The following is a 26,526-nucleotide window of genomic DNA, read 5'->3' as shown; positions in this document are numbered from 1 at the left end:
CTTATTTAGAAATCTTTTCTGTTTCGATTACTTCTTCAACACTTACATAATAACCATCATTATACTCAAATGAACGATAGATCAATGTTGCAAATACACCAATCATTCCGGCGATCGCCATCCACATCCAGTCGAATACCATTCCGAAGCCGGCAACAAAGAAGAAGGATGCCATGATGAATGGAACACCAGAGTTACTTGGCATATGAATCGGTTTAATATCTTCAGCTTTTAACTTCTCAACTTTTCCAGCTTGCTTCTGTCTCCAGAAGTGATCAAGACCTGTTACTTCAGGAATCTTAGCAAAGTTATAGAATGGAGGCATTGCTGTTGGAGTAGACCATTCTAAAGTACGGCCATCCCAAGCATCTCCAGTTGTTTCCCGCTTCGCGTAACGGAAGCTGTAGTACATGTTGTAAACAAGTATTAAGAACGCAATTCCCATCATGAATCCACCGATTGTAGATACCATGTTCAATGGACCCCAGCCAGACTCTTCGCTGTACGTGTAAACACGACGAGGCATACCGTCTAGACCAAGGAAGTATTGTGGGAAGAAACATACGTTAAATCCGATTGTGAATACCCAGAATACCCATTTACCGATACGTTCGTTCAGTTTATAACCAAACATCTTCGGATACCAGTAGATTAAACCAGCGAAACAAGCAAATACTGTACCTGCGATCAACACATAGTGGAAGTGAGATACTAGGAAGTATGTGTTGTGGTACTGATAGTCAGCAGCTGCCATAGCTAGCATGACACCTGTAACACCACCGATTACGAAGTTCACGATAAATCCGAGTGACCAAAGCATCGGGGTCGTAAATTGAATCTTACCTCTGTACATCGTAAACAACCAGTTAAAGATCTTAACCCCGGTCGGTATACCAATCGCCATCGTTGTGATGGAGAATACAGAGTTAACAAGTGCTCCTGAACCCATCGTAAAGAAGTGATGGACCCATACCAAGAAACTGTATCCTGCGATTAAAAGCATAGACCAGATCATGGCTTTGTAACCAAATAGCGTTTTTCTAGAGAACGTAGAGATGATCTCTGAGAACATACCAAACGCCGGTAGAATTACGATATATACCTCTGGGTGGCCCCATAGCCAGAAAAGGTTCGCCCAAAGCATATCCATTCCCGCTCCTTGCAGAGTGAAGAAATGGCTGCCGAATAAACGGTCAAATGTCATAAGTGCTAGTGCTACAGTAAGGATTGGGAAAGCGAAAATAATGATTACCATTGTTACAAGTGATGACCAAGTGAACATCGGCATACGGAACAATGTCATTCCCGGTGCACGCATCTTAAGGATCGTAACTAAGAAGTTAATCCCCGTTAAGAGCGTACCAATACCTGCGATCTGCAGACCGAGCAGATAGTAGTTCTGTCCAGGTCCTGGACTGAGCTCGTTACTCGCAAGCGGCATGTAACTCGTCCAACCTGCTGATGGAGATCCACCAATAACGAATGAGATGTTGAACAACATCGCACCAATAAAGAACGTCCAGAAACTAACTGCGTTTAAATAAGGATAAGCTACGTCACGTGCTCCAATTTGCAATGGAACAACAACGTTAATCAAACCAATCAAGAACGGCATCGCCATGAAGATGATCATGATCGTACCGTGTGTTGTAAAGATTTCGTTATAGTGCTGCGAATCGAGGAACTTAGCCTCTGGAACTGCAAGCTGTGTACGCATTAAGAGGGCATCTACCCCACCGCGGAACAACATTAATACAGCGGAAACGATATACATGATACCAAGTTTTTTATGGTCAACTGTTGTAAGCCATTCGTCCCACAACCATTTCCACTTTTTATATTTAGTAAGATAGAACAGGATACCCACCATCGTTAATACGATGGATACGTCAGCACCATATATCATCGGGTCGCCTGTTACGAAAAATTCATCCCATTTCATATTGAAATGCCTCCTCTGTTAATGGGCATGAGAATCCCCATGAGACTCTGATTCTGATTCTTCTAGCTTCTTCATCTCTTCTTCACGCTTTTTCTTTTCTTCCTTCGCTGCTCTTGAGTGAGGAATCTTCTCTTCATAACCTAAACGTTCGCGAGCATCTAGCGCGTACTCAGCGTTTGTAGCATGGTCTACCCAATCTAAGTGAGTAGAAGAGAAAGTCATTTCTTTCACGTGACCAGGAAGCATCAGCTTGTCATACTGCCCCTTTGAAAGTTCAGGAGCATCAGCCTTCGTTTCACTCGCCCATTTTTCAAACTCTGCATCAGACATAGCCATCACATCAAACGTATGATTAGTGAATCCTTCTCCTGTAAAGTTGGAGTTACGTCCTTCATACGTCCCTTGCTCGTCAGCTTGCAGATAAAGCTCTGTCTCCATGCCAGCCATCGCATATTTCTGACCACCTAATTGAGGTACCCAGAATGATGCCATTGAATCGGCAGAAGTCAGCTTGAACAAAACAGGCCGATCTTCAGGAATATGAAGATAGTTAACTGTTTCAATATCTTGCTCTGGATAAGAGAATACCCATTTCCAGTTTACAGATGTTGCATGAATCACCAACGGCTTTTGATCTTTCGATTCTTCAGGAGGTCCTTCAAGAGAATAGATACTCTTTACCGTTGGAATCGCTAATGCAATAACGATGATGATAGGAATGATCCACCAAATCGTTTCAAGAAGATGACTTCCTTCATTATCTGGATCATAGCCTTTATGGTTTTTGCGATCACGATATTTATAAACAATAAAAGCAGTAAGTGCGTAAACAACTATTAGGATAAATAACATAAACCAGATGGAATACATGATCAGATCCCTCTGTTCTGCTCCTACAGGTCCTTTTGGATCTAAAACAATCATATCGCTGCAGCCGCTAAGCATAAATACGGCCATCAATAACCCGAATGTAAAAAACGGCTTCAACCGTCGCATCACCAGGTCCACCTTCCTTTCTCTATTTACAAGCATTTACTTTTGCCTAATAAAAAACGAACCAAGAGTGATTATAGAGCATTGTGAATTAAATCACAATGTAAAACATAGGCAAAAATTTAAATGACAAAAACCTTTGCTTTCATAGTACCAGAATCCTAATAAAAGTGACTCTATCCACAACAAATGTCACGATTACTTCAAATAAAGCTCACAACTTTATCACAGTTTCGACATAGAATGTTCACGATTTTGGAAGAGACTTCTTTCATTGGTAAAGACTCATGAGCTTTTTAAAAGTTCAGTTTTTACTTTTTACCCTAAATTCCACCAACGTACACCTGCCTATGTAAATTTTTCAATTAAAAAACGACCTTGCCTATATAGACAAGATCGCTCATTTTTTTATATCTTATGCACTTACTTCAACTTGATTTTCGGTGTCATTGTAAACATTTGTATCAAGCTGATTTTGCACCTTACTTGTTAATAATCCTGATGTCATCGAACCACTTACGTTAACAGCGGTACGGCCCATGTCGATTAATGGCTCAACTGAGATCAATAGACCTGCTAAAGCGATAGGAAGATCCATTGCGGAAAGTACAAGTATGGCCGCGAACGTTGCTCCACCACCAACACCTGCTACACCGAACGAACTTAGTGCTACGACTACTACAAGCGTCAACAAGAACGATGGAGACAACGGATCGATTCCAACTGTCGGAGCGATCATAACGGCTAGCATCGCTGGATAAATTCCAGCACATCCGTTTTGTCCGATAGAAAGACCGAATGAACCTGAGAAGTTTGCGATTCCGTCAGGCACACCCATGCTCTTTTGCGTACGAATATTTAACGGAAGTGCTCCTGCACTCGTACGAGAAGTGAAAGCAAAGGATAGTACCGGGAAAGATTTTTTCATATAAGTAATCGGGTTTAATCCTGCAAACGTTATAAGCAATAAGTGAATGCCGAACATGATCAACAAAGCTACATATGAAGCAATAACGAACTTACCTAGCTTTGCGATTGCATCCATATCACTCAGTGCAACTGTTTTCGTCATGAGCGCGAGAACCCCATACGGAGTTAGACGCAGAATCAACGTTACTACTCTCATGATAACCGCATAAAACGCATCAACAATCTTAGCAAAAAGCTCTGCATGCTCCTCTTGCTTACGTTTTACCCCTAAATAAGCAACGCCCAGGAATGCAGCAAAGATAACTACAGCGATGGTCGAAGTCGGACGAGCTCCTGTGAAATCTAAGAATGGATTAGCTGGTAATAATGATAGAACTTGTTGCGGAAGCGTCAGATCTTTTACCTCTGCAAACGTACCTTCCATCTGCTCACCACGAGCCGTTTCTGCATCTCCTTGCTCGATCTGCACAGCTTCAAGATCAAAAACCGTCGAAGTTGCAATTCCGACAACAGCGGCAATTGCAGTCGTACCTATCAAGATTCCTATGATCAATCCACTAAGTTTTCCGATATTTCCTTTTAAGTTCAGACGCGTAAACGCTGAAAGGATTGAAATAAATACAAGTGGTACAACGATCATTTTTAAGAACGTTACATAACCGCCACCGACTAGATTGAACCAGTCAGTCGATTTAGCAGCAACCTCAGAGTCTGCTCCATATCCGTACTGAAGTCCGAGTCCGAACAAAATCCCTAGACCTAGCCCCGTAAAAACACGCTTAGAGAAAGAAACGTGCTTTTTTTGCATGTAATACAAAACACCCAATAGTATAAGCATAATTGCAATATTCGATAAAACTAAACCAGTAGTCACCTACAAGCCCCCCTTTAGTTAACTAAATTAAATTAATACAATAAAACCTATCTGTCAAGTAGGGATTACGAGCAGGATATTTTTAGCAGCCACCTCCTCAAACAAAAAATGACAAGCTTTAATAAAAGTAAGCGAGTCATTAGTGTGTTTATGCTTTAGTCACAGGTGAAATATTTAGTTGTGATTCAGATATATTCAACTTAAAACTAAGATATGCTTGTTTTTGTAACAAATTCTTATGACTTGGTGCTAAATGTAATATCTTCGCGTGCTTTATTTCATTCATAAACACACCTCTTCATGGGCAAAATATTCTCTAAAGAGATGAGGAGTGAAAAATATGGCACGCGGAAAATCGTTTGAACATAAAAAACAAGGTCATCCAGGAAGGTTTCCTGATAACACCCTTCAAAATCGCCTGGTTGAAAAGTCTGATGAAACAGATTCAGTAAACCTTGCAACAAAAGAAGCATTCAAGAACCGAACTGGTGAACAAGAATAGATCGCATCATGGCACTCTTGGAAAATCTTCCATGGGTGCTTTTTCTTTTATAAGATTACGCATGCACCTATTGAGTTCCTTCCCCATTCAATACTATAATCAAGAGGGTACAAATTACTGACAGAAAAGGTGTTATATAGATGAGTATTTTAACGGTGCAAGGCTTAAGCCATGGTTTCGGCGATCGTGCCATATTTAATGATGTTTCCTTCCGCCTGCTTAAAGGTGAGCACATCGGATTGATTGGTGCGAACGGTGAAGGTAAATCAACGTTTATGAATATTATTACAGGTAAATTAAAGCCTGATGAAGGTAAAGTAGAGTGGGCAAAAAAAGTACGTGTAGGCTATCTTGATCAGCACACGGTCCTTCAAAAAGGCATGTCGATTCGCGATGTATTGAAAAGTGCATTCCAATACTTGCTCGACATGGAAAACGAAATGAACAGCATGTACGAAAAAATGGGTGAAGCAACACCTGAAGAGCTTGAAAAGATGCTTGAAGATGTTGGTGTCATTCAAGATACATTAACAAACAACGACTTTTACGTGATCGATGCAAAAGTTGAAGAGATCGCGCGCGGACTTGGTCTTGATGATATCGGTTTAGATCGTGACGTACATGATTTAAGTGGTGGACAGCGTACGAAAGTATTGCTTGCTAAGCTTTTATTAGAAAAGCCAGAGATTCTATTGCTGGATGAGCCAACAAACTATCTGGATGAACAGCATATCGAGTGGCTGAAGCGTTATTTGCAGGAGTACGAAAATGCGTTCATCTTAATTTCGCATGATATTCCTTTCTTAAACAGCGTAATCAACTTGATCTATCACATGGAAAATCAGGAATTAAACCGTTATGTAGGAGATTACGATCACTTCAAATCCGTTCATGAGATGAAAAAATCTCAGTTGGAAGCAGCATTTAAGCGTCAACAGCAAGAGATTGCCGGATTGAAGGATTTCGTTGCACGTAATAAAGCACGTGTTTCCACTCGAAACATGGCAATGTCTCGACAGAAGAAACTCGATAAAATGGATGTTATTGAACTAGCCAAAGAAAAGCCAAAGCCAGAGTTCAACTTTAAAGAAGCTCGCACGCCAAGCAAACTGATCTTTGAAACGAAAGATCTTGTTATCGGTTATGACGAGCCACTTTCTAAACCGTTGAACCTTCGTATGGAACGCGGTCAAAAAATTGCTTTAGTCGGTGCGAACGGTATCGGTAAAACGACATTGCTAAAAAGCATTCTTGGTGAGATCACGCCTGTTTCAGGTTCCGTTGAGCGCGGTGAAAACCTGGAGATCGGTTACTTCGAGCAAGAAGTAAAGTCAGCGAACTACAACACATGTATTGATGAAATCTGGAGCGAGTTTCCTGGCTTCTCTCATCATGAAGTTCGTGCTGCTCTTGCGAAGTGTGGTCTAACGACAAAACACATCGAGAGTAAAGTAGAAGTGCTGAGCGGTGGAGAAAAAGCGAAGGTTCGTCTCTGTAAGCTCATCAACCATGAAAACAATGTTCTCGTTCTCGATGAGCCGACAAACCATCTAGACGTAGAAGCGAAAGACGAGTTAATGCGTGCACTGAGAGCTTTCAAAGGCAGTGTGCTGTTGATTTCCCATGAACCTGAATTTTATAAAGAAGTGGCTAATGACGTCTGGAACTGTGAAAGCTGGACTACAAAAGTATTTTAATTCTGAGACCCTCACATTGGTGGGGGTTTTTATTATGTAGATTATTTGGGCAGAGGGATGGTATAGGTTGCGGCTTTTCTTGAGCCGTTGGGCTTCAGTTTCATACTATACAGGAGTTTTTTTACGGATGATTGTGATTCCATGTGTAGAAACGAGCGTAGATCTTTGTTTTTGACCACAGGACTAAACAAAAGTGCATAATCAATGATTGCTTTTTTATGAGCATCCATATAAGTTTTGGAACACCTTGTACACAACCAGTTTCTTTTTATTCTAATTAATGCGACCTGCGTACAGTTCGGACAAAAAACGCCTGTTAAAATTTCATGGCGATAAATATTGAACAATTTTAGAATGTCAGGATTATGCGAAGTATGTTCTCTTAAGAGCAGAGAAGAAATTCTTTTTATATCTCGCTTTTGAAGAATAACTTCAGATTCTAACTTTTCAATTTCTTTTATTTTGTTAGGTAAGGTCCTACCTCTTATAATTTTTTTTGCGTTTGATCCGTACTTTGGAGAAATTCGAATATAAGATTTTGGATTCGTGATTACAACTAGGGTATGAATCGGCATTAGAGGAAATTTGTGTCTGAATAGCCATTTAGACAAATGTTTCTTTTGTATTTCAACTTGATTTATAGGGTCTGGGAAGGTTTCATCTATCCCTTCTCTAGTACGTACAATCTGATCATATTGATGATCAAAATACAAATTTCCTATTAAGTTCTTAATTTCAATTATGATACAAAATCTTGGGTGGAGAATTAATGCGTCTAGTTGGAAATAAAGTTGGTTGTTATCGTATCTGGGGATTCGCAAATCGTGGAAAATGTGGTAATCATCATGTGGTAATTCAGAAAGGAAATAATCTAGCGTTAACTCTCCTCTAAAGCCTGCTAGGTATTTTCTATAGTTGGTCTCAATCAGTTGCTTCTGCGTTTGACTTGGGAGAATTCTTTCTAGTAAAACTTCAAATTTTAATAGTTTAAGCGGTTTCGTTCTAGGTTTTTTAATCAATTTATCTCTCCCTCTTATACTTGGACATGAACAGTTGATTCGCTAACTATGGTGTAGAATCCTTTTTTAGTAATAGATATTTTTATAGGCCCTAAATTTGGTTTTATAGGCCGTAATTTTCTATTTATGGGCCTTCAAAAAATTTTATGGTCCTTCAAGTAATTTTATAGGCCTTCAAAATCATTTATAGGCTTTTCGACAAATAACGCCAACCGCCGCCCCTTCCCACAAAAAAACACCTCCTGCTAACAGCAAGAGGTGCCCACCCAATCAACTATCCAACTCTTCCACTAATAGAGAAAGCACTTCCCAACGTTCCATCGCAGCTTCAAGCTCGTTCTCTACTTTTTTCTGCTCAGCCATAAGCTCGCTGATCTTCCCAAAATCGCTGCCAGCAGCGACGATCTCAGATTCAATCTGCTCTTTTTTCTCTTCTAAGTTCATGATACGTTCTTCAATCGTATCCCAATCTTGCTGATCTTTGTACGACAGCTTCTTCTTCTTTTCTTTGCGATGCTGTCCAACTGTTTCCGTCGGTTTTTCAGAGGCTTCTTTCTTCACCGCAGCAGCCATTTCATCACGCTCTTTTTTCTCGTCCATGTAGTCCGTATAGCTGCCTTGAAACCTTACAACATTTGCGTTCCCTTCGAATGCGAGAAGATGATCGACAACCCGGTCTAAAAAGTAGCGGTCATGAGAAACCGTCAACACTACACCAGGAAAATTTTCTAAATACTCTTCCAAAATTCCTAACGTTTGAATGTCCAGATCGTTTGTAGGCTCATCCAAAAACAGAACGTTCGGCTCTTCCATTAACACTTTGAGCATGTATAAGCGGCGTTTCTCTCCACCTGATAACTTCCGAATATACGTATATTGCATATAGCGAGGAAACAGGAAACGTTCGAGCATCTGTTCAGCTGTAATCGACTGGCCATCTACTGTCGTGATGACCTGTGCAGTTTCTTTGATATAATCGACAACCCGCAAGTTGCCGTCGAGTTCTTCGTGATCTTGTGTGTAGTAGCCAATCTTAACCGTTTCCCCTACTTCAACGATACCGGAATCAGGTGTCATTCTCCCTGCTAACATATTTAGTAGAGTCGTCTTTCCGCTTCCATTTGGCCCGATGATTCCAAGTCGTTCACCAGGAACGATCAGATAGTCGAGGTTTTTAACTAGCTCTTTTCCATCTAAACTTTTACTCAACCCTTCAACTTCAATCACTTTTTTACCAAGTCGTTGAGACCCGATCGCAAATTCAACAGAGCCCTTTGCTGTAGGTCCTGTTTCTTCTTGTAAACTTTCCACGCGTTGAATTCTGGCTTTTTGTTTTGTCGTTCGTGCTTTTGCACCACGGCGCAACCAGGCTAATTCGCGGCGTAGAGTATTTTGCCGCTTATCTTCGTTCTGCAGAGCGATTTCTTCTCGTTCAGCTTTTTTCTCCAAGTATGTTTCGTAATTTCCCTCATATAAATATAGCTTCCCATTATCGAGCTCGAAGATATTGTTAGTTACGCGGTTTAAAAAATACCGGTCATGGGTAACCATCAGTAAGGCGCCTTTATAGTTTCCTAAGAATGTTTCTAGCCATTCAACTGTTTCGTTATCAAGATGATTTGTTGGCTCGTCCAAAATGAGCAAATCAGCAGGTTGAATGAGTGCTTTTGCAATCGCTACTCGCTTCTTTTGTCCACCGCTTAAATGCTTCAATTGACGAGAAAAATCACGAAGACCAAGCTTAGTAAGCACTGTTTTTGCGATGGTGTTTGCTTCCCATGCCTCATTTTCATCCATCTTTTGCTGACTGTTCATCAAACGCTTCAGCTTCTTTTCGTTGGACGGATCCGATTCCAGATCGAGTAAGGCTTGTTCATATTCACGCATCGTTTTCATGATGAGAGAATCTCCGTAATAAATTTGATCTAAAACGGATAATTCTTCGTCTAGTTCAGGTTCTTGTGCCACATATTCAATCTGAAAGTTATTCGCATGTGATAGCGTTCCTCGTTCGGCAGGTTCGAATCCAGCTATCGCTTTCAATAATGAGGACTTACCTGTTCCATTCGGTCCGATGAGTCCGATTCTTTGCTTGTCGCTTATCGAAAAAGTAATATCGTCGAACAGCGTTTTTTCACCATATGTTTTATATAAATTTTCAACTAATAAAATACTCAAAACCATATCATTCCTTAGGCTAATGTCTTTGTTTTCTATTGTATCTTAACCGTGTCAGAATAGCATCTCTCGGTTATGATTTGCATTCTTTTCGGAATTTTTGTTATAGTGATAAACATGTTCTGAAAAGAAGTGGGCACGTTTTTTGCTCAAAACGGATGCCACCTATTTTCAATTCACACATCGGCTTTGCTTTTTTCTTGTAGTTGATGCTGGGTTTATTTAATCCAGCAAGTTTTTTAAATGCGTTTTTCGACCGCGCTTTTGACTTCAAGTTTTTTCTGCTATTCCCCGCAAGCTCTTTTTGCAAATAAAAAGCTCTAAGAAACAACCTGCCAACTTTTTCATAAACAAGTCATCCGTTGAGCAAACTAACATGACCCATTTCATGAAAAAAGAAAAGGAGAGAAATTTTTACATGCAAACAGGAGTTATTATTTCTTTAGTTATTTACATGGCCGGTATGCTTTATATCGGGTACTGGGCTTACAAAAAAACATCTGATTTAAATGACTACATGTTAGGTGGACGAGGACTAGGTCCTGCTGTTACTGCACTTTCAGCTGGCGCATCTGATATGAGTGGTTGGATGATGATGGGTATTCCGGGTGCGATGTTCACTGACGGAATAAGCAGTATTTGGATCGCTGTTGGACTCACGATTGGTGCATATTTAAACTATCTTCTAGTAGCACCCCGTCTTCGTACGTATACAGAAGTTGCGGATGATTCCATTACGATTCCTGATTATCTTGAGAATCGCTTTAATGATACACAGAAAATTCTACGTATCGTTTCAGGGCTCGTTATCATTATCTTCTTCACACTTTATGCATCTGCCGGACTTGTTTCTGGTGGTAAGCTGTTTGAAAGTGCATTCGGTACAACTTATCTAACTGGTATGTTAATTACGGTTGGGGTAGTTGTAGCTTATACACTATTTGGTGGATTCCTTGCAGTAAGTTGGACGGATTTCGTTCAAGGCTGTATCATGTTCATCGCTTTAATCTTAGTGCCAATCGTTGCATTTACAGACATTGGTGACTCACAAACAGTAATTGACACAATTCGCGGTGTTGATCCATCCCTTCTTCAAGTATCAAAAGGATTGACCACTCTTGGATTAATCTCTTTACTAGCTTGGGGATTAGGTTACTTCGGTCAACCACATATTATTGTTCGTTTTATGGCTATCACATCTGTTAAAGACATTAAAACAGCAAGAAGAATCGGTATGAGCTGGATGATCATCTCTCTTATCGGTGCTTCTCTTACAGGATTGATTGGTGTAGCTTGGTTTGCTAGAGAAGGAAGAGAACTTGCTGATCCTGAAACAGTATTTATCGAATTTGCGAATCTGTTATTCCATCCGCTTATTACTGGTTTCTTATTAGCTGCCATACTAGCTGCAATCATGAGTACCATCTCATCTCAGCTGTTAGTAACTTCGTCTTCTGTGACAGAAGACTTTTACAAGCAATTCTTAAAGAAGAATGCTTCTCAGAAAGAACTTGTTATGATCGGACGTATTGCGGTACTAATTGTAGCTGTAATTGCAGTATTGTTGTCCTTGAACCCTAGTGATACTATTCTTAGCCTTGTAGGCTATGCATGGGCAGGATTTGGTTCAGCATTTGGACCACTCGTCCTATTAAGCCTGTTCTGGAAGAAGATGACGAAGTGGGGAGCTCTAGCAGGTATCATCGTTGGTGCTGTAACAGTTCTTACTTGGGTTCAGTTCCCTGATTTAAAAGAACAAGTGTATGAAATGATCCCTGGATTCTTCTTAAGCTTAATCGCCATTATTATTGTAAGCTTATTAACGAAAAATCCATCTAAAAAGGTTCAAAACCAATTTGATGACATGGAAGAAACACTTGATGAATTAAAATAAATACAAACAAAAGCGTTCCTGACTACTCAGGAGCGCTTTTTTAAATTTTCTTTATGAGTCGATCTGAATGTGCAAGTTCTTCTATACGACTAGCACCTATACCAAACATAGCCGCACGCATCTCAAATTCGATTCGTTCCATCTGTATGAGCAACGCTTCAACATCATTTTCTACAGCTGATGGCAGTAGCAGCCTTCCAAAACCAGCAAGATTAGCACCTAGAGCAATCGTTTTTGCAGCATCAACACCGTTTTTTAGTCCTCCACTTGCGATCAAGGGAATATCAAAATTGTTCTTTCTCACAGCAAGAATACTTTCAGCAGTCGGCAGTCCCCAATCTAGAAAAGCTTCAGCAGCTTCTTTTCGAATGCTGTCGTTTGAACGATAACTTTCTACTTGTATCCATGACGTTCCACCTGCTCCAGCTACATCAATGAACTGAATACCAGCGGATGTAAGGCGATCTGCCGTTTTATCATCGATACCCATTCCTACTTCTTTCACACCGACCGGCACATGAAGAGAATTTGCGATTTCTTCAATTTTAGAAAGCAATTTCGAGAAATTCGTATCTCCTTCTGGCTGAAACACTTCCTGTAACGTGTTTAAGTGCAGTACAAGCATATCTGCTTCAGCCATCTCCACCGCTTTTTTACATTGAACTGCCCCAAAGTCATAATTCAGCTGAACCGCTCCGATGTTCGCGATAATCGGAATATTAGGAGCATACTTTCGAATCTGAAACGTATAGGCAAGATCCTCGTTCTCTACCGCTGCTCTCATTGAACCGAGGCCGATCGCCCATCCCTTTTCTTCGGCAGCCATAGCTAAATGTTGATTGATTTGATAGGCGGTATCTGTTCCACCAGTCATGGAAGAAATCAAAAAAGGCGTCCGCATCGATTTATTTAAAAATGTAGTTGAAAGCGTAATTTCATCGAATGATAATTCAGGCAGTGCGTTGGGTACGAACCGATAGCTTTCAAGCCCTGTCGTAATGTTCTTACCTTCCACATCTTCATTCAAGCTAATTCTAATATGTTCAGTTTTCCGCTTTTCCGTAAGGTCCTTCGAAATATCCAACAACTTTCCTCCTCTTTCGTTCAAGCGTTTTGTTCTTAAGGTTCAGGATTCGAATCAGCCTGAACCTGTTATATCTCTGGATAAATATAAAAGGAAGATTGAACAGAACGGCATACAGAATCATGATGTTGCCGATCCAAACAGGGTTCCATAAGAAAAATAACAAAGCTGGTGGCATGGAAAGCCAATGCGTTAGTTCTGCACGACGTGTTTCTGCTAAAAAACGGGCTAGATACTCTAGGGAATCCCCCTCTAGTGTTTTCTTCGCGAAACCTCCCCGATAAAAATCTCCACCATCAGGCAGTATCGTTTTCCATTTGCGTATTCCTATTTTTTCATACCATCCTCCACTGTTTTCCCAGCCAAAAGCCGTATCCCATCTACTCTCTTTCGTGAAGGAAGAAAAAGGAATTCGATGAATGATATAAGCTACAGTTAAATGAAAGATGAGCCAGGCAAGAATATTGATCGTTACCGTCCAAAACGGAGAAAGTTCAATCAGCATTTACGCATCTCCTTTTTCAGAAACCGAGATTTCTCTACCTTTCCACTTTACTTCTTTTTTGATCATACTCAAAATAAAAGACCAGATGTACACTAAAGAAAAAAACAAGAAGTGAAACGGGTGTGATAGAGCTGAAAGTATTGAATTCGTTCCTATTTTCTTCATTAAGGTCTTAATCTGAATCGCAAAAAGCAGATAGAAGATTCCCCACATCAAAACTTCGTTGATTTCTTGAACCAACAAGAAAGGAAGCTGAATGGCTAGACTTATTCCGCCTGTTATCCATGCTACTGTCAGCACTAAGGGCAGGAGAGGCGTTTTGGCTGAACCAAGTGCAAAACTTTTACACCATCCGAAAAATAATGCTGTTAGACCTTCTGAATACATTCTGAAATAAACCGCCTTGTATCCTGAGAAACAAGTAACGTTTACATCTTGATTCATAGCCACCCTTCCCATTTCCATATGTTCAAGAACTTGGTGCTTAATCCCTTCATGGCCACCAATCTCTGTATAGGTTTTTCTATCGATCATTAAGCACGGACCAAACGCACCAGCAGGTTTTTTACGAAATAGTGTAAAGCATTGCATGGCCGCCATTACGATAATGTTAAATAGAGAAGATAATTTTTCTCGTGCACTCTTCATCTGATGAAAAGGCTGGACACTGATCAATCCCCTGTTTCTTTCCCATTCACCACATAAGCGTTCAATTCCGTCTCTCTCAATTTCTAAATCTGCATCTAAAAATAACAATAGAGAACCTGTTGCATATTTTGCTCCATTCCAGCATGCCCATGGTTTTCCAAGCCAACCGATCGGAAGACGCTCTGGTTTCACAACAGTTACACCGAATTCCCGAGCGACTTCTTCTGTTCGATCATCAGAATCATCGTTAACAACAATTACTTCATGAAGTTTCATACTTTGGTTACTCAACGTCGGCAATAAATTTTTTAAGTTTGCTTCCTCATTCCTTGCGGGAATAATAACTGAAACAGAGTGTGGTTCATAAGGAGTTTTATCACTTAGAGTGCGAATATTCCATAGCATGAACCATCCACAAAGCCACATGATTGATAGATACAAAATGGTAGAAAGCATGTCGACTGTCTCCTTTAGAAAATAAGTTGTAGTTACAGCTTGGGCTTTGTATTCTTTTTTCAAACAATTCTTAAAAAAAGAGGAGTTTTTATATTCAGTCAAGAACTGAAAATAAAGAATGACTTTCTGAATATGTTGAAAAAGCGTTCAATAATTTTACAATGGTTGTACATAAACTATACAATACAGAGGAACAGTCGTACAGCAACAGCTAAGAAACAACCTTAACCTTTCATTCCCAATACCGAGGAGGATTTTGATGAAGAAAAAAGTGTTAGTTGTAGGCGGCGGACTTGGAGGACTATCAGCAGCTCTTCGATTAGCAGCTGATGGACACGAGGTAACTGTACTCGAAAAAAATGAACGTATTGGCGGCAAATTGAATCAGCGTTCTGGAAAAGGCTATACCTTTGATACAGGGCCTTCCATCTTAACCATGCCATGGGTGCTTGAACAGCTATTTGAATCTGCTGGAAAGAACATCCACGATTACATAAACATTCAGCGTATCGAGCCACAGTGGAGAACGTTCTTTGAAGATGGCACGGTTATTGATGTGACGAGCGACCTGCCAGAGATGCTGAAAGAAATCAGTAAAGTAAATCCGCAAGATGCTGCTTCGTTCTTTAAATATCTGGATTATTGCAGCCAAATGTACGAACTTAGCATGAAGAGTTTTTATAAGAAAAGTTTAACTGGATTAAACGATCTGCGCACTCTTCACAGCTTTAAAGAGCTTCTTGCGATGGATCCTGTAAAATCAATGGACCAAGCAACGAAAAAGTTCATTAAAGACAAACACCTTCAACAACTATTTAATTTCTTCATCATGTATATCGGTTCCTCCCCTTATCAGGCACCAGCTGTTCTTTCTCAGTTGATACACGTTCAGCTAGGCCTTGGTATTTATTATGTGGAAGGCGGAATGTACAAAATTGCTGAATCGATCTTAAGTGTTTTAAACGAATATAACGTTGATGTTCGAACGAATCAAAAAGTAGTAGGTATCTTAACAGAAGGCACTACGGCTAAAGGAGTAAAGCTTGAGAACGGCGAAGAGATGTATGCAGATATTGTTGTTTCTAACTTAGAAGCGATACCAGCATACAAGTCACTTCTCTCAAATCATCCGCAAGCTAAAAAAGCAGCAGAAGATCTAAGTAAATACGAACCTACTGTTTCTGGTCTCGTCTTATTGCTTGGAGTTGATAAGAAGTACGATGAGTTTGCGCATCACAATTTCTTCTTCTCTCAAAGTGGGGAAAGGGAATTCGATCAAATCTTTAACACTGGTATTCTTGCAGACGACCCAACCGTTTATGTGGGGATTTCATCAAAAACCGATCCAACTCAAGCACCTGAAGGTAAAGATAACTGGTTCGTCCTAACGCATGTACCACCTCTTAAAGAAGGCGAAACGTGGGAAAGCAACCTTGAAAGCTACCGTGAGCTTGTCTTGAACAAACTTGAGCGCATGGGAGCTAAAGACTTACGGCAGCACGTGGAGTGGGAATACACGTTTACACCTGACACTTTAAAAGAACTGTACGGACCGAACGGAGGATCTATCTACGGCATTCGAACAGACCGTAAGATGAACGGCGGATTTAAGATTCCGAGCAGAAGCAATCAGTTTACAAATCTATATTTTGTAGGCGGTTCTACACACCCTGGCGGAGGCGTTCCAATGGTAACACTATCTGGACAGCTGACAGCTGATTTAATAGGGGAAGATTTAAAAAATGTTTCAAAGGAGATCGGGTAATATTGCAACCAGCACAGCAGCATGGCACCATCGATAAAGTACTTTTTCGGTTCTTTATCTTTTGGTACAGCGTAGGATTAATACTTCTTGTTTTTGATATTCTTCCTCCTTCTCTGGAGTGGGCAAACAGCGTGTTTCTAATCGCATGCGGTGTTCTTGGAGGATTTTACTTTTATCGAACTTACGGTAACTTTGGCGCTGTTTTTACATTATTTGTTCTGTTTGGAAGTATCGTAGCTGAAAGTATCGGCGTTAAAACCGGCCTGATTTTCGGCCACTATAATTATAGCGATCAGCTCGGTTTACAATGGTTGGGTGTTCCTGTTGCCATCGGATTCGCGTGGGTGATGATTATCGCTGTCTCACACGCGATCGCTGGTGGAATCGTTAATCCATATAAAGGTCAAACAGCGATAAAACTTCCACTCTATGTCGTTACAGGTGGTCTGATCGCTGTTGTCATGGATGGGATTATCGATCCTGTCGCTTACCTTGTTAAAGGTTACTGGTTCTGGGATGGCTCAGGGATGTATTACGGAATACCGTTGCAGAATTTTGTTGGCTGGTTTCTTTTGGCTAGCTTCTTTCATATCGTTTTAGTTACAGGATTGAACATTACAAAAAAAACAGCAACCATTCCGCATCCTTATTGGCATTCTCGTACGGTCGCTGTGTTTTTAATGGTCACGAGCATGTTTGTGGTACTAGGATTAACATCAGAGCTGTATCTAGCTTCAATCGGTGTGACTCTCGCTAGTATCATCTTGTTGAGTTTATATCGCATTAACAATAAACCACTTTCTCTAAATCGCAGTATAGCTTATAGCCCGGGGAAAAGGTGATAATGATGGTTCTCTTATTTATTGCAGCTGCCATTCTCTTTTTAGCGGCAACCCTATTAAATAGTCTCTTTTTACCCTCTCTAAAAAAGCCCTCTTTACGGGCTACTCATTCAGAGAGGGTTGCTGTTTTTGTACCGATGCGTAATGAAGAGAATAACGTAGCTGGTCTTGTTAGCACTTTAAAAGGACTGACTCATCATCCTATATCTTTTACCATATTGGATGATCATTCAGATGATGAAACCTATAACTTGCTGTTGGAGCACATTGATAACGACAACCGTTTTACCGTTCTACAAGGAAAGAAACTTCCTGCCGGTTGGGCTGGTAAAGTTCATGCCTGTCACCAGCTTAGTCAAAGTGCCACAGGTGATTACCTTTTGTTTATCGATGCGGACGTTCGCCTCCATCCTCATACGATCGAGACTTCACTGACACTATTAAAAAAGCGGAAAGCTAGTCTATTGTCTGGATTTCCAAAGTTTCCTGTAACTTTGTTTTTTGAGAAGCTGATTGTTCCTCTACAGCATTTTGTTATCCTTTTTCATCTTCCGCTTCTTTTTGCGAACTTTACAAAATGGCCACCCGCAACAGCTGCACATGGTGCGTTCATGTTGTTTAAGAGTAAGGATTACCACGCGATTGGTGGTCATGCTAGCATAAAAAACTCTTTAGTTGATGATGTGGATTTGGCTAAAGCTATGAAGCGAGGGCGTCATGAAGTTGTACTCGCGAACGTAACGAAATATGTATCGTGTTTCATGTATCACAGTAATAAAGAAGTATGGAACGGCTTTACAAAAAACCTGTTTCCTGGATTAGGTCGTTCCATCTTTCTTGTAATTTTTTTATCTGTTTTTTACACCGTATTTTACATAGCACCTTTGTTTTTCTTCATATACGGCATACTCACTGTGCAATTTTTATGGCTGCTTCCTTATTTGATCACGGTCATCCAAAAAGCTTATGTCGACCTCTTCACGGGACAAAAAGCTTACCTTGCCTTCACTATGCCGTTATCTGCAATCGGTTTGGTCGTGCTTGTGAATGCATCGATGTGGAAAGCACTGAAAAAGCAAGGCTACGAATGGAAAGGACGTTCTTATCAATGAGAAAAATCGCAATTGTCGGAGGCGGCCTTGGCGGATTATCTGCAAGTATCTCTCTTGCTAGTAACGGTTGTGAGGTTCATGTATATGAAAAAAACGAGCATTTTGGCGGGAAGCTGATGCCGGTAGGTTTAGGTACTCACACGTTTGATTTCGGACCGAACACCATCACGATGCCTCAAATATTTGACGAAGTGTTTCTGGATGCTGATGAGGATCCTAGAAACTATTTTGAATGGATCAAATTAGATACGCATACTCGAAATATTAGCAGCCACGGGGAAATTTTTGAGATGTCGACCGATGTAGATCATGTAATGAATCAATTAAAAGAACTTGATCCCTATGCGGCACAGCGATATTCAGATTACCTTGCAGAAGTGACTCGTTTGTATCATCTAGCAGAGAAAGAGTTTTTCCCTAGGACTTTTACGAGTATGAAAGACTATCTTTCACCCTCACTTTTTAATGCTTTTACAAAAGTGCGGCCACTGCAATCTATGGACAGCTTTCATCGTAAATATTTTAAGCATCCGCTATTGCTGCAAACCTTTAACCGGTATGCCACTTACATAGGTTCATCCCCCTTTCAGGCACCTGCTACATTCTCTTTGATCGCTTATCTAGAGATGGTTCAAGGCGTTTTTTACGTAAAAGGCGGCAACGTGAAGATTGCTGAAAGTATGGTCCGCCTAGCAAAAAAGCTTGGGGTTCATTTACATGCAGGGGTAGAAGTTACAAAAATAAGCGTTATGGATGCTGAAGCAAAATCTCTGATCCTTTCAAACGGAGAAGAAGTTACGTTCGATGCTGTCGTAATGAACGGAGATCTGCTCGAAGCGTATCCTAAGCTCGTAGAAGAACGCTACAGACCTTCTATGAAAAATAAAAAGGTCGAGAGCTACTCTCCTTCGATTTCTGCGTTTGTTCTTTTAGTAGGACTAAACAAACGTTTAGATAATCTGTTGCATCATCAAGTGTATTTCTCGAGCGATTACAAACGAGAATTCGAAACGTTATTCAACGGAGATTATCCCGATGATCCAACCATCTATATTTCAAATTCTTCTGTAACCGATTCATCCGTCTCACCTGAAGGAGATAACCTTTTTATATTAGTTAACGCACCGCCTATAAAAGCTGCTGCTTCTAAAAGTCTTGATGCGTATGAGCAATACAAACATTTAGTATACGACCGTCTAGAGTCGTTCGGTCTACATTTAAGGCCGCATATCATGCATGAGAAGATGATAACCCCTCACGACATACAAGCTAAATTTGGAGCTTTTAAAGGGGCATTATATGGTATTTCAGCGAATGAACGTAAGAACACGTTTTTACGCCCTTCTAACCGCTCTAAAGACATCAGCAATTTGTATTTCGCTGGAGGTACAACCCATCCTGGTGGCGGCTCCCCAATGGTCATCATGAGCGGGCGCAACGTCGCCCGCGAACTGCTGAAGGGACTAAAGGGGTCAGTCCCCAAACAATTATCATAAATCAATAAAAACGAGCAAACACCCTAGGCGTTTGCTCGTTTTTAAATTCATCTTTCATATTACTTCCATTTTGTGGTACACTAATTTTTAAAAATATTGGGGGATATCATATGGAAGTCCGACTCTTAAAACCTGATGACGCAAAAGCATATTGGGAGCTTCGACTAGAGGCATTGAAATCAAACCCCGAAGCGTTTGCTTCGAGTTATGAAGAAGCAATCCAAAGAAAAGAGCCTATCAAAGAAGTAGCGAGCAGATTACAAGAAGAAGGCAGTTATACGTTCGGTATGTTTAATGAAGGGAACCTGATCGGCAACGTTACTTTAGTACAAGAAAAAGTGTTAAAGATGCAGCACCGCGGCAACATTTATGCCATGTATGTGAGCGCTGAGAACAGAAAAGCTGGCGTAGGCCGCTCCCTCATGAAAGCAGTTATCGAACACGCAAAAACCATACCAGTGCTTGAAAAACTGAACTTAACGGTAGAAGCAAAAAATGAAAAAGCAAAAAACCTTTATACATCACTTGGATTCAAATCATACGGATATGAAGAAAAAGCACTTAAAGTAGATGGTCAGTTTCACGACGAAGAACACATGGTGTTGTTTTTATAGTGATTTTATAAGTTTTAAGAGAGTATGTTTAAGAATTAATCTGTCTTCGTCACTTTGATTCATGAAATGTGTACTGTTGTTGCACTCGCATATCCTTTGAAGTTATACCAGTAGGGGTATACCACACTTATATTCAGTAAATTTCAGCTATAATTCTTGAAATAACTGAATGAATACAGCGAGATTCGGCCAGAATACGGCGAGTTTTGCACATATATCGGCAAGTCGACATTATTCGACTCCGAACACATAGCTTTATACCCCTTTGCTGAGAAACCTGAAGCACCTCTACCGAGAAACCTGTTGCAACTGAAACAGAAGCTAAGATCAAAATAAAATTTAAAAAGAGCTGACAACAGGCAACGACCTGTTTATCAGCTCTTTTACAAGTATAAAGGTTATTTCACAGCAATCTGCTTCAACAGATCCCCTTTTTCAGCACTTGATACAAACACTCTTCCGCTAAACACTTTATAATTCTGCTTACGAACCTTGTTTAGAATCTCGCGATAATAGATCGCTGCTAGCTGCACAGGCATTCTTGATTCGATCGGATAGTGTTCTAGTGTTTCATTAAATTTTGCATAAAAGACTTCCGCACGAATCGCTATACTCTCCCATGCCGCAATAAAGCGATCATCAACGATTTCCTTTTTCAGATCTTCTTCTGTATAGCTGTGTTCAGTCATCACTTTCGCTGGAACATATACTCTGTCACGATCTAAGTCTTCTGCGATATCCCGCAGTACATTCGTAAACTGCATACCGATGCCTAGTGAAATCGCTCCTTCGCGAAGCAGATCTTTTTGTTCAGGAGCTAATATCGGCAACAACATCAAGCCAACTGTACTAGCAACATGATACGAGTAGTATTCTAGCTCTTCCACCGTATCATAATGGGTCTTATATAGATCCATTTCCTGACCTTTAATCATATCTAAAAAGGCTTGATGATCCATCTCAAAGTTTTGAAAAACATCCTGCAGTGCGATCCACATTGGCTCGGCTGCAGGAATCACGCCGTTAAGAAACTGGTTGAACTCTGCCTTAAAGACAGCTAGCTCTTCCTTTGGGCTATCTCCCTCATCTACAATGTCATCTACCGTTCTGCAAAATGAGTACACGGCCCAAACGGCACGTCGCTTGTCTTCCGGTAAAAATGAAAATGCTTTATAAAAGGTTTTAGAATGAACTTTAATGATACTTTCACAATAAGAATAAGATTCCTGAACCGTTACCAACTGTTTCACGCCCTTTCAAGATATTTGGCTAGATGTTTTGCACTCTGCATAACGATGGGAACGCCACCACCTGGATGGATGGATGCACCGACCGCGTACAGATTTTCGTATGGAAGAGGTTTGATCTGAGGCCGGAAGACGCCAGATTGTTTGAGAGTCGGCGCGATACCAAAACTGCCACCTTGGTACAACCCATCAGTGAGTGCATCATTAGGTGTGCGGATTTCGCTCCACACGATAGACTGCTTCAGACCTGGATATCCTCTTTTTTCCAAAGAATCAATAATAAAATCAGCATAAGCTTGTTTTTCAGACTCCCAATCTACTGTGTCTCCTGATGGAACTGGAACAAGTACGTACAAAACGCTTTTCCCTTCTGGTGCGAGTGTCTGATCTATTTTTGAAGGATAGAACGTATAAATAGCTGGATCCTGAGGCAACTTCTTTTGTAAAAACACTTCTCGCATATGTTCATCGAAGTGATCAGTCATAAAGAACTGATGAACATCCGCCTCATCAAACATTCTGTCTAGACCAAGATATAAAAGGAAACAGCCAGAAGAAGATTCGTAGTTTTTCTTGACCGGCTTTGGTCCTGGAATGAGATGGTGAATACCAGGAAAGTCACCATTATAAATGACCATGTCATGCAGGTGAGTGCCTTCTTCTGTCACCACCCCGTTACAGAAATTGCCTTGTAACGATAATGCTTCTACTGGGGTACTCAATCGAATCTCCACCCCTTGCTCGACTAACTTTCTTTGCAGCAAGTCTACAACACTTCCATACCCACCTTTTACATACCAGATCCCATGAGCATGTTCACTAAATGGCACTAGCGAATACATGGCTGGGGAGTTTTCGGGTGAACCTCCGATATATAAGGTTTGAAACGAAAAAGCTTCCTGCATTCTAGGATGGCTGAAATATGCTTCTGCTAATCTTTTTACAGATTGATAAGCTTTTAGTTTTGTAAGTGTGTGCAGATTTTTCGGTGTCCAGAAATCCCTTCGGTTTACGAAAGAACGATCTAAGAATGCTGTTTTCCCCTGGTGAAAACGCTCGTACATATCCGTAACGTACCGTAAGAATCCTTGCTCTTCACCTGGAAACATTCTCGTGATCTCGTTCAACTGTCCAGGCAGGTCACTCGTTTTATAAAAATGAGATCCGTCTGGATAATTCAGCTTATACATTGGACTGCATAAGATCAGCTCTAGCTCATCGCGCTCAATGCCAACCTCACTTAAAATTTCATAGATCATTTCAGGAAGCAGCACGATTGTAGGTCCGCTATCAATTTTGTATCCTTCTTTTTCAAAAAAGTTCAGCCTGCCGCCAAGTCTGGAACTTTTCTCGTAGATTGTAACCTCTTTACCTTGTTTTCTTAAGTAGAGTGCTGTAATTAAGCCACCTATACCTCCGCCAACAATTCCAGCATTCATACGGATCGAACCTCCATCGAGCTATGTTTCTCTGCCATCATCGTAGTTGTGATACGGGCAGATTCCATAATCGTAGGAAGGCCGCTTCCTGGATGGGTACCTCCGCCTACGAGCCACAACCCTTCAATCTCTTTTTGCTTATTATGTGGTCTAAAGTACATCATCTGGGTTAATTGATGCCCAAGGTTAAACGTTGCACCTTTGTATACAGAGAGTTCGTTTTCCCAATCAAGCGGTGTAAACATATATTCTGTTTCGATATGCTGTTCCAAGTCTTTAAAATCCGTCCGTTCTTGAAGCTGCTCTAGAACAAGCTTTTTAAAAGCATGCTTATGATGTTCCCAGTCGATCAAACTAAAATTGTTAGGAACAGGAGCTAAGATGTAAAGAGCAGACTTTCCTTCAGGTGCAAGGGTCGGATCAGTTACAGAAGGATTATGAATATAGATAGAAGGGTCTTGAGACAAAATCTTCTTCTTCGTAATCTCTTCAACATTCTTACGATAATCTTCAGAAAAAACGATCGTATGATGCGGAAGGTCGTATTTCTTATCCACACCCACGTATAGCATAAAAGCAGAACAAGAATAGCTCTTCTTCAGCAATTTATCGCTCGTATACTTTTTAGTAGATCCTTTAGGCATCAACTTTTCCATCGCATGAGCGAAGTCCGCATTAATCACTACTTCATCCGCAAATACCTTTTCGCCTGAATCCAGTTGAAGGCCCTTCACTTTTCCTTTTTCGATAATAAGTTCTTTTACTCCTGATGAAGTTACTACTTCACCACCATATTCTTTAATTACTTTAACCATTGCTTCTGTAATTTTGTTAACACCACCTACAGGATGGTACACCCCGTAAGCATGTTCCATATAAGAAAGAATCGTAAACGCACCAGGACATTCCCATGGAGACATCCCTAAGTATTTTGCTTGGAACGTAAACGCAAGTCGCAGCCTTTCATCAGAGAAATACGTTGAGAGCTGATCGTGCAATGAATCGGTTATCGTTAACTTTGGCAGTGCTTTAATAAACTTAAACTGCAAATAATCCAACAGAGAGTCATGCTTATTTTGTAGAATGGGCATGAGCGCTTCAAATTTTTCTTTTTCTTTCTTCATAAAACGTCTATATCCTTCGCCGTTTCCAGGAAAGACTGTCTCAATATTCTTATACATCTCGGATTGGTCTGTTGTTGAATCAATCGTTGCATCTTTAAATTTTAGTTGATACATTGGTTCAAGTTTTTTTAACTCGATATAATCTTCTAAGCGTCGATCCGCAAGCTGAAACATTTCTTCCAAGATGTGAGGCATATTTAAAAAGGTCGGACCCCGATCAAACGTATAACCATCTTGATGAAAAGCAGAAGTACGCCCGCCGATAAACGGTTGTTTTTCGTATACTGTCACTTGATATCCCTTACTGGCTAATAGCATGCCCGCTGTTAGACCACCAGGACCCGCACCAATTACAGCTACAGATTTCATACATACATACCTACCTTCTACTTTTACAAACTTTATACAAAATATTATACAAAAATTATACGATGCGTGTTCTATGATTGGCAAATTTAAAAGATATAAAAAAGCACACTCAAAAAAGTTTCGTTGATGTGTGCTTCTTCACATATGATGTGTATGTAACTTCGACGTAAGAAATAGAAAACCTTCCCAAAAGTTTAAATAAAATAAACTTTAAACATAAAACATAAAATATGACAAATTACCAAAAAAGCCTGTAGCTTCTACAGGCTTTCTGAACATCATTCTTTTGAATGTTTTTCTTTGTGATTAAGATAGTCTTCTTCTTCATTTTTTGGTTTTTTCTTTCTAGCTTGGCGCACGATTAATATAACAATAATGACAACTAACAATAAGCTGACATTTAAGAAGCCTCCAAAAAACTTAAAGAGTTCAGACATAAAGTTATCCATGCTGCTTCACCTCTTCTCAGCATTTTCCCCCTTTTTACGGTTTTTAAACCGTTTCTCTACTAAGAAGGTGAGTAAGAGGCAGTGTAACACTAACTTTCGTCCCTTTTCCCAACTTACTCGTATAATCTACTCTTCCACCCATTGATTCAATGATTCGCGTAGATACCATCGTTCCTAAACCGGTTCCTTGCTCTTTCGTGGAAAAGAAAAGTGAACCCACCCGTGCAAGCTGTTCTTTCGTCATTCCTTTACCTGTATCCCTCACAATAATCTTTACGCTATCATCCTCTTCTATTAATTTTATAGTCACGCGTCCTTCTTTCGGTGTTGCCTCTACAGCATTTTTCAAAATATTTATAAGTGCTTGTTTTAACTGATTGCGGTCCGTAGTTATGACAGCGTCTGATTCAATAGTGTGTGTGAGCGAAATTCCTTCCTTTAACGCATAAGGGTTTAATAGAATGCTTAATTCCATTACTAATAAGGGAAGAGGGAATGTCTCAATCTTTTTAAATTCAGGTTTTGCAAAATTCAAGTAATCGCTAATAATATTTTCAGCTCTTCCTAGTTCACTAAGGATGAGTGGATAGTAATGCTTATGTCTCTCGTCTTCACCTTCCATCAACTGAAGAAACCCTTTTACAACAGTTAGTGGATTACGAACTTCATGTGCGATGGATGCTGCGAGCTCTCCAAGCGTATGCTGCTTCTCAGAACGACGGATCTCATCTTTCATCAAGTTTCTTTCAATGACAGATTCATTAAGAACAGCTGCGAAAACAACTGCTAAGATCTGAATGGTGCCAAACACACCTATGTATAGTACTAATTTTTGATCAAACACTAAAAAATCCTGATTAAAAGACAGATAGATCAACAGGATGATCAACTGAACAAGCGCTGGCCATGACCCTATTATTATTGAGAGATGAACCCTCTTCTTCGGGGTGGATTTCCAGAAGTATTTATAGATGAAAAAAGGGACTGAGCAAGCAATTACTGCTACGATATACGCTAAGAACAGGGTTTCGCCACCCATAGCTGTTCTAGTCAGCATAAGAGCAGCTATCGTTATTATTCCAGAAATCGGACCACCATAAAAAATAGACAGGACGACTGGAACATACCTTAGATCCCAGTACAGTGAAGAATCATAATAGGCAAAATACATACAAAGCGATGCGGCCGAACCATATAATAAGCCTAAGAAATATGGTGACCTGCCTATTTTCCGATGTTCGAACAAAAAGCTATAGCTCAATACGGGCGCAAGAACAATTAAAACATGTAAAAGCAGCTTCTCAACAATCATTCTATACTCCTTAGTCCGAGTGTCTTATGTTTTAT

General features: G+C 40.3%; 21 protein-coding genes. 8 read left to right on the top strand and 13 right to left on the bottom strand.

Features of this window, described 5'->3' with window-relative positions; all coding sequences use genetic code 11:
• Position 1: 1 nt before the first annotated feature.
• From qoxB to IHV09_RS15370, 3 genes are all read right to left on the bottom strand, one after another.
• Positions 2–1,942, bottom strand: coding sequence for a cytochrome aa3 quinol oxidase subunit I (qoxB, locus tag IHV09_RS15380; protein ID WP_197132592.1), 1,941 nt, complete (start codon positions 1,940–1,942; stop codon positions 2–4).
• Positions 1,943–1,960: 18 nt separating this feature from the next.
• Entirely contained in the window at positions 1,961–2,941 is a 981-nt protein-coding gene (gene qoxA, locus IHV09_RS15375) for a cytochrome aa3 quinol oxidase subunit II (RefSeq protein WP_370568713.1), read from the bottom strand.
• Between the two features lie 409 nt (positions 2,942–3,350).
• Positions 3,351–4,703 (bottom strand): L-cystine transporter, encoded by a 1,353-nt coding sequence (locus tag IHV09_RS15370; RefSeq protein ID WP_197264948.1) that lies wholly within the window; start codon positions 4,701–4,703, stop codon positions 3,351–3,353.
• Positions 4,704–5,079: 376 nt separating this feature from the next.
• Here IHV09_RS15370 and IHV09_RS15365 point away from each other — a divergent pair, with 376 nt between their 5' ends.
• Both IHV09_RS15365 and IHV09_RS15360 read left to right on the top strand, forming a co-directional pair.
• A complete protein-coding gene (locus IHV09_RS15365) occupies positions 5,080–5,241 on the top strand; it encodes a hypothetical protein (protein WP_186320646.1) in 162 nt (53 codons plus the stop codon).
• A gap of 140 nt (positions 5,242–5,381) precedes the next feature.
• Positions 5,382–6,938, top strand: a complete 1,557-nt coding sequence (locus tag IHV09_RS15360; protein ID WP_197132586.1) for an ABC-F family ATP-binding cassette domain-containing protein — start codon at positions 5,382–5,384, stop codon at positions 6,936–6,938.
• A gap of 41 nt (positions 6,939–6,979) precedes the next feature.
• On the opposite strand, the gene IHV09_RS15355 is transcribed toward IHV09_RS15360, so the two are convergent.
• Positions 6,980–7,957 (bottom strand): nuclease-related domain-containing protein, encoded by a 978-nt coding sequence (locus tag IHV09_RS15355; protein ID WP_197132584.1) that lies wholly within the window; start codon positions 7,955–7,957, stop codon positions 6,980–6,982.
• Positions 7,958–8,227: 270 nt separating this feature from the next.
• Positions 8,228–10,135, bottom strand: a complete 1,908-nt coding sequence (locus IHV09_RS15350; RefSeq protein ID WP_197264899.1) for an ABC-F family ATP-binding cassette domain-containing protein — start codon at positions 10,133–10,135, stop codon at positions 8,228–8,230.
• 418 nt (positions 10,136–10,553) lie between these two features.
• On the opposite strand from IHV09_RS15350, the gene putP reads away from it, so the two are divergent.
• On the top strand, positions 10,554–12,029 hold the full coding sequence (gene putP, locus IHV09_RS15345) for a sodium/proline symporter PutP (RefSeq protein WP_197132578.1): 1,476 nt from the start codon (positions 10,554–10,556) through the stop codon (positions 12,027–12,029).
• A 40-nt stretch (positions 12,030–12,069) separates the two neighbouring features.
• Here putP and fni read toward each other — a convergent pair whose 3' ends face one another.
• From fni to IHV09_RS15330, 3 genes are read right to left on the bottom strand one after another with little or no spacing between them, the layout of a single operon-like run.
• Complete coding sequence (gene fni, locus IHV09_RS15340; RefSeq protein WP_370568986.1) at positions 12,070–13,113, bottom strand: type 2 isopentenyl-diphosphate Delta-isomerase; 1,044 nt, start codon at positions 13,111–13,113, stop codon at positions 12,070–12,072.
• Positions 13,073–13,618, bottom strand: coding sequence for a glycosyl-4,4'-diaponeurosporenoate acyltransferase (locus IHV09_RS15335; protein WP_197132571.1), 546 nt, complete (start codon positions 13,616–13,618; stop codon positions 13,073–13,075). Before IHV09_RS15335 ends, fni begins: the two co-directional genes overlap by 41 nt.
• Positions 13,619–14,722, bottom strand: coding sequence for a glycosyltransferase (locus tag IHV09_RS15330; RefSeq protein WP_197264898.1), 1,104 nt, complete (start codon positions 14,720–14,722; stop codon positions 13,619–13,621).
• A gap of 259 nt (positions 14,723–14,981) precedes the next feature.
• Here IHV09_RS15330 and IHV09_RS15325 point away from each other — a divergent pair, with 259 nt between their 5' ends.
• The 5 genes from IHV09_RS15325 (at position 14,982) to IHV09_RS15305 (ending at position 20,551) form a co-directional block, all read left to right on the top strand.
• Positions 14,982–16,487, top strand: coding sequence for a phytoene desaturase family protein (locus IHV09_RS15325; RefSeq protein WP_197264897.1), 1,506 nt, complete (start codon positions 14,982–14,984; stop codon positions 16,485–16,487).
• 2 nt (positions 16,488–16,489) lie between these two features.
• Positions 16,490–17,329 (top strand): carotenoid biosynthesis protein, encoded by an 840-nt coding sequence (locus tag IHV09_RS15320; protein WP_197264896.1) that lies wholly within the window; start codon positions 16,490–16,492, stop codon positions 17,327–17,329.
• Positions 17,330–17,331: 2 nt separating this feature from the next.
• Positions 17,332–18,441, top strand: coding sequence for a glycosyltransferase (locus IHV09_RS15315; protein ID WP_370568984.1), 1,110 nt, complete (start codon positions 17,332–17,334; stop codon positions 18,439–18,441).
• On the top strand, positions 18,438–19,937 hold the full coding sequence (locus IHV09_RS15310; protein ID WP_197264895.1) for a phytoene desaturase family protein: 1,500 nt from the start codon (positions 18,438–18,440) through the stop codon (positions 19,935–19,937). The genes IHV09_RS15315 and IHV09_RS15310 overlap by 4 nt, the downstream gene beginning before the upstream one ends.
• 110 nt (positions 19,938–20,047) lie before the next feature.
• Positions 20,048–20,551 (top strand): GNAT family N-acetyltransferase, encoded by a 504-nt coding sequence (locus IHV09_RS15305; protein WP_197264894.1) that lies wholly within the window; start codon positions 20,048–20,050, stop codon positions 20,549–20,551.
• Positions 20,552–20,949: 398 nt separating this feature from the next.
• Here IHV09_RS15305 and IHV09_RS15300 read toward each other — a convergent pair whose 3' ends face one another.
• The 5 genes from IHV09_RS15300 to IHV09_RS15280 all read right to left on the bottom strand — a co-directional run bounded on the left by IHV09_RS15300 (position 20,950) and on the right by IHV09_RS15280 (position 26,491).
• Positions 20,950–21,792 (bottom strand): phytoene/squalene synthase family protein, encoded by an 843-nt coding sequence (locus IHV09_RS15300; protein ID WP_197264893.1) that lies wholly within the window; start codon positions 21,790–21,792, stop codon positions 20,950–20,952.
• A 5-nt stretch (positions 21,793–21,797) separates the two neighbouring features.
• A complete protein-coding gene (locus IHV09_RS15295; protein WP_197132550.1) occupies positions 21,798–23,237 on the bottom strand; it encodes a phytoene desaturase family protein in 1,440 nt (479 codons plus the stop codon).
• Positions 23,234–24,730 (bottom strand): phytoene desaturase family protein, encoded by a 1,497-nt coding sequence (locus IHV09_RS15290; RefSeq protein WP_197264892.1) that lies wholly within the window; start codon positions 24,728–24,730, stop codon positions 23,234–23,236. Before IHV09_RS15290 ends, IHV09_RS15295 begins: the two co-directional genes overlap by 4 nt.
• 278 nt (positions 24,731–25,008) lie before the next feature.
• Positions 25,009–25,179 carry a hypothetical protein gene (locus IHV09_RS15285; RefSeq protein WP_186320649.1) on the bottom strand — a complete coding sequence of 57 codons (171 nt, stop codon included), beginning with the start codon at positions 25,177–25,179 and terminating at the stop codon, positions 25,009–25,011.
• Positions 25,180–25,222: 43 nt separating this feature from the next.
• On the bottom strand, positions 25,223–26,491 hold the full coding sequence (locus IHV09_RS15280) for an ATP-binding protein (protein WP_197191869.1): 1,269 nt from the start codon (positions 26,489–26,491) through the stop codon (positions 25,223–25,225).
• Positions 26,492–26,526: the final 35 nt, after the last annotated feature.

This window comes from Fictibacillus sp. 23RED33 (assembly GCF_015903925.1).
Taxonomy (GTDB): domain Bacteria; phylum Bacillota; class Bacilli; order Bacillales; family Fictibacillaceae; genus Fictibacillus; species Fictibacillus phosphorivorans.
The sequence above is the reverse complement of the archived record's forward strand: the minus strand, read 5'-3'. Positions and strand labels throughout refer to the sequence as shown.

What these genes read in the sequence shown, in the direction of transcription:
- qoxB (WP_197132592.1), bottom strand. Translation starts at nt 1,942, where the DNA reads ATGAAATGGGATGAATTTTTCGTAACAGGCGACCCGATGATATATGGT.
- IHV09_RS15370 (WP_197264948.1), bottom strand. Translation starts at nt 4,703, where the DNA reads ATGCTTATACTATTGGGTGTTTTGTATTACATGCAAAAAAAGCACGTT.
- IHV09_RS15365 (WP_186320646.1), top strand. Translation starts at nt 5,080, where the DNA reads ATGGCACGCGGAAAATCGTTTGAACATAAAAAACAAGGTCATCCAGGA.
- IHV09_RS15360 (WP_197132586.1), top strand. Translation starts at nt 5,382, where the DNA reads ATGAGTATTTTAACGGTGCAAGGCTTAAGCCATGGTTTCGGCGATCGT.
- putP (WP_197132578.1), top strand. Translation starts at nt 10,554, where the DNA reads ATGCAAACAGGAGTTATTATTTCTTTAGTTATTTACATGGCCGGTATG.
- IHV09_RS15335 (WP_197132571.1), bottom strand. Translation starts at nt 13,618, where the DNA reads ATGCTGATTGAACTTTCTCCGTTTTGGACGGTAACGATCAATATTCTT.
- IHV09_RS15330 (WP_197264898.1), bottom strand. Translation starts at nt 14,722, where the DNA reads ATGCTTTCTACCATTTTGTATCTATCAATCATGTGGCTTTGTGGATGG.
- IHV09_RS15325 (WP_197264897.1), top strand. Translation starts at nt 14,982, where the DNA reads ATGAAGAAAAAAGTGTTAGTTGTAGGCGGCGGACTTGGAGGACTATCA.
- IHV09_RS15315 (WP_370568984.1), top strand. Translation starts at nt 17,332, where the DNA reads ATGATGGTTCTCTTATTTATTGCAGCTGCCATTCTCTTTTTAGCGGCA.
- IHV09_RS15310 (WP_197264895.1), top strand. Translation starts at nt 18,438, where the DNA reads ATGAGAAAAATCGCAATTGTCGGAGGCGGCCTTGGCGGATTATCTGCA.
- IHV09_RS15305 (WP_197264894.1), top strand. Translation starts at nt 20,048, where the DNA reads ATGGAAGTCCGACTCTTAAAACCTGATGACGCAAAAGCATATTGGGAG.
- IHV09_RS15295 (WP_197132550.1), bottom strand. Translation starts at nt 23,237, where the DNA reads ATGAATGCTGGAATTGTTGGCGGAGGTATAGGTGGCTTAATTACAGCA.
- IHV09_RS15290 (WP_197264892.1), bottom strand. Translation starts at nt 24,730, where the DNA reads ATGAAATCTGTAGCTGTAATTGGTGCGGGTCCTGGTGGTCTAACAGCG.
- IHV09_RS15285 (WP_186320649.1), bottom strand. Translation starts at nt 25,179, where the DNA reads ATGGATAACTTTATGTCTGAACTCTTTAAGTTTTTTGGAGGCTTCTTA.
- IHV09_RS15280 (WP_197191869.1), bottom strand. Translation starts at nt 26,491, where the DNA reads ATGATTGTTGAGAAGCTGCTTTTACATGTTTTAATTGTTCTTGCGCCC.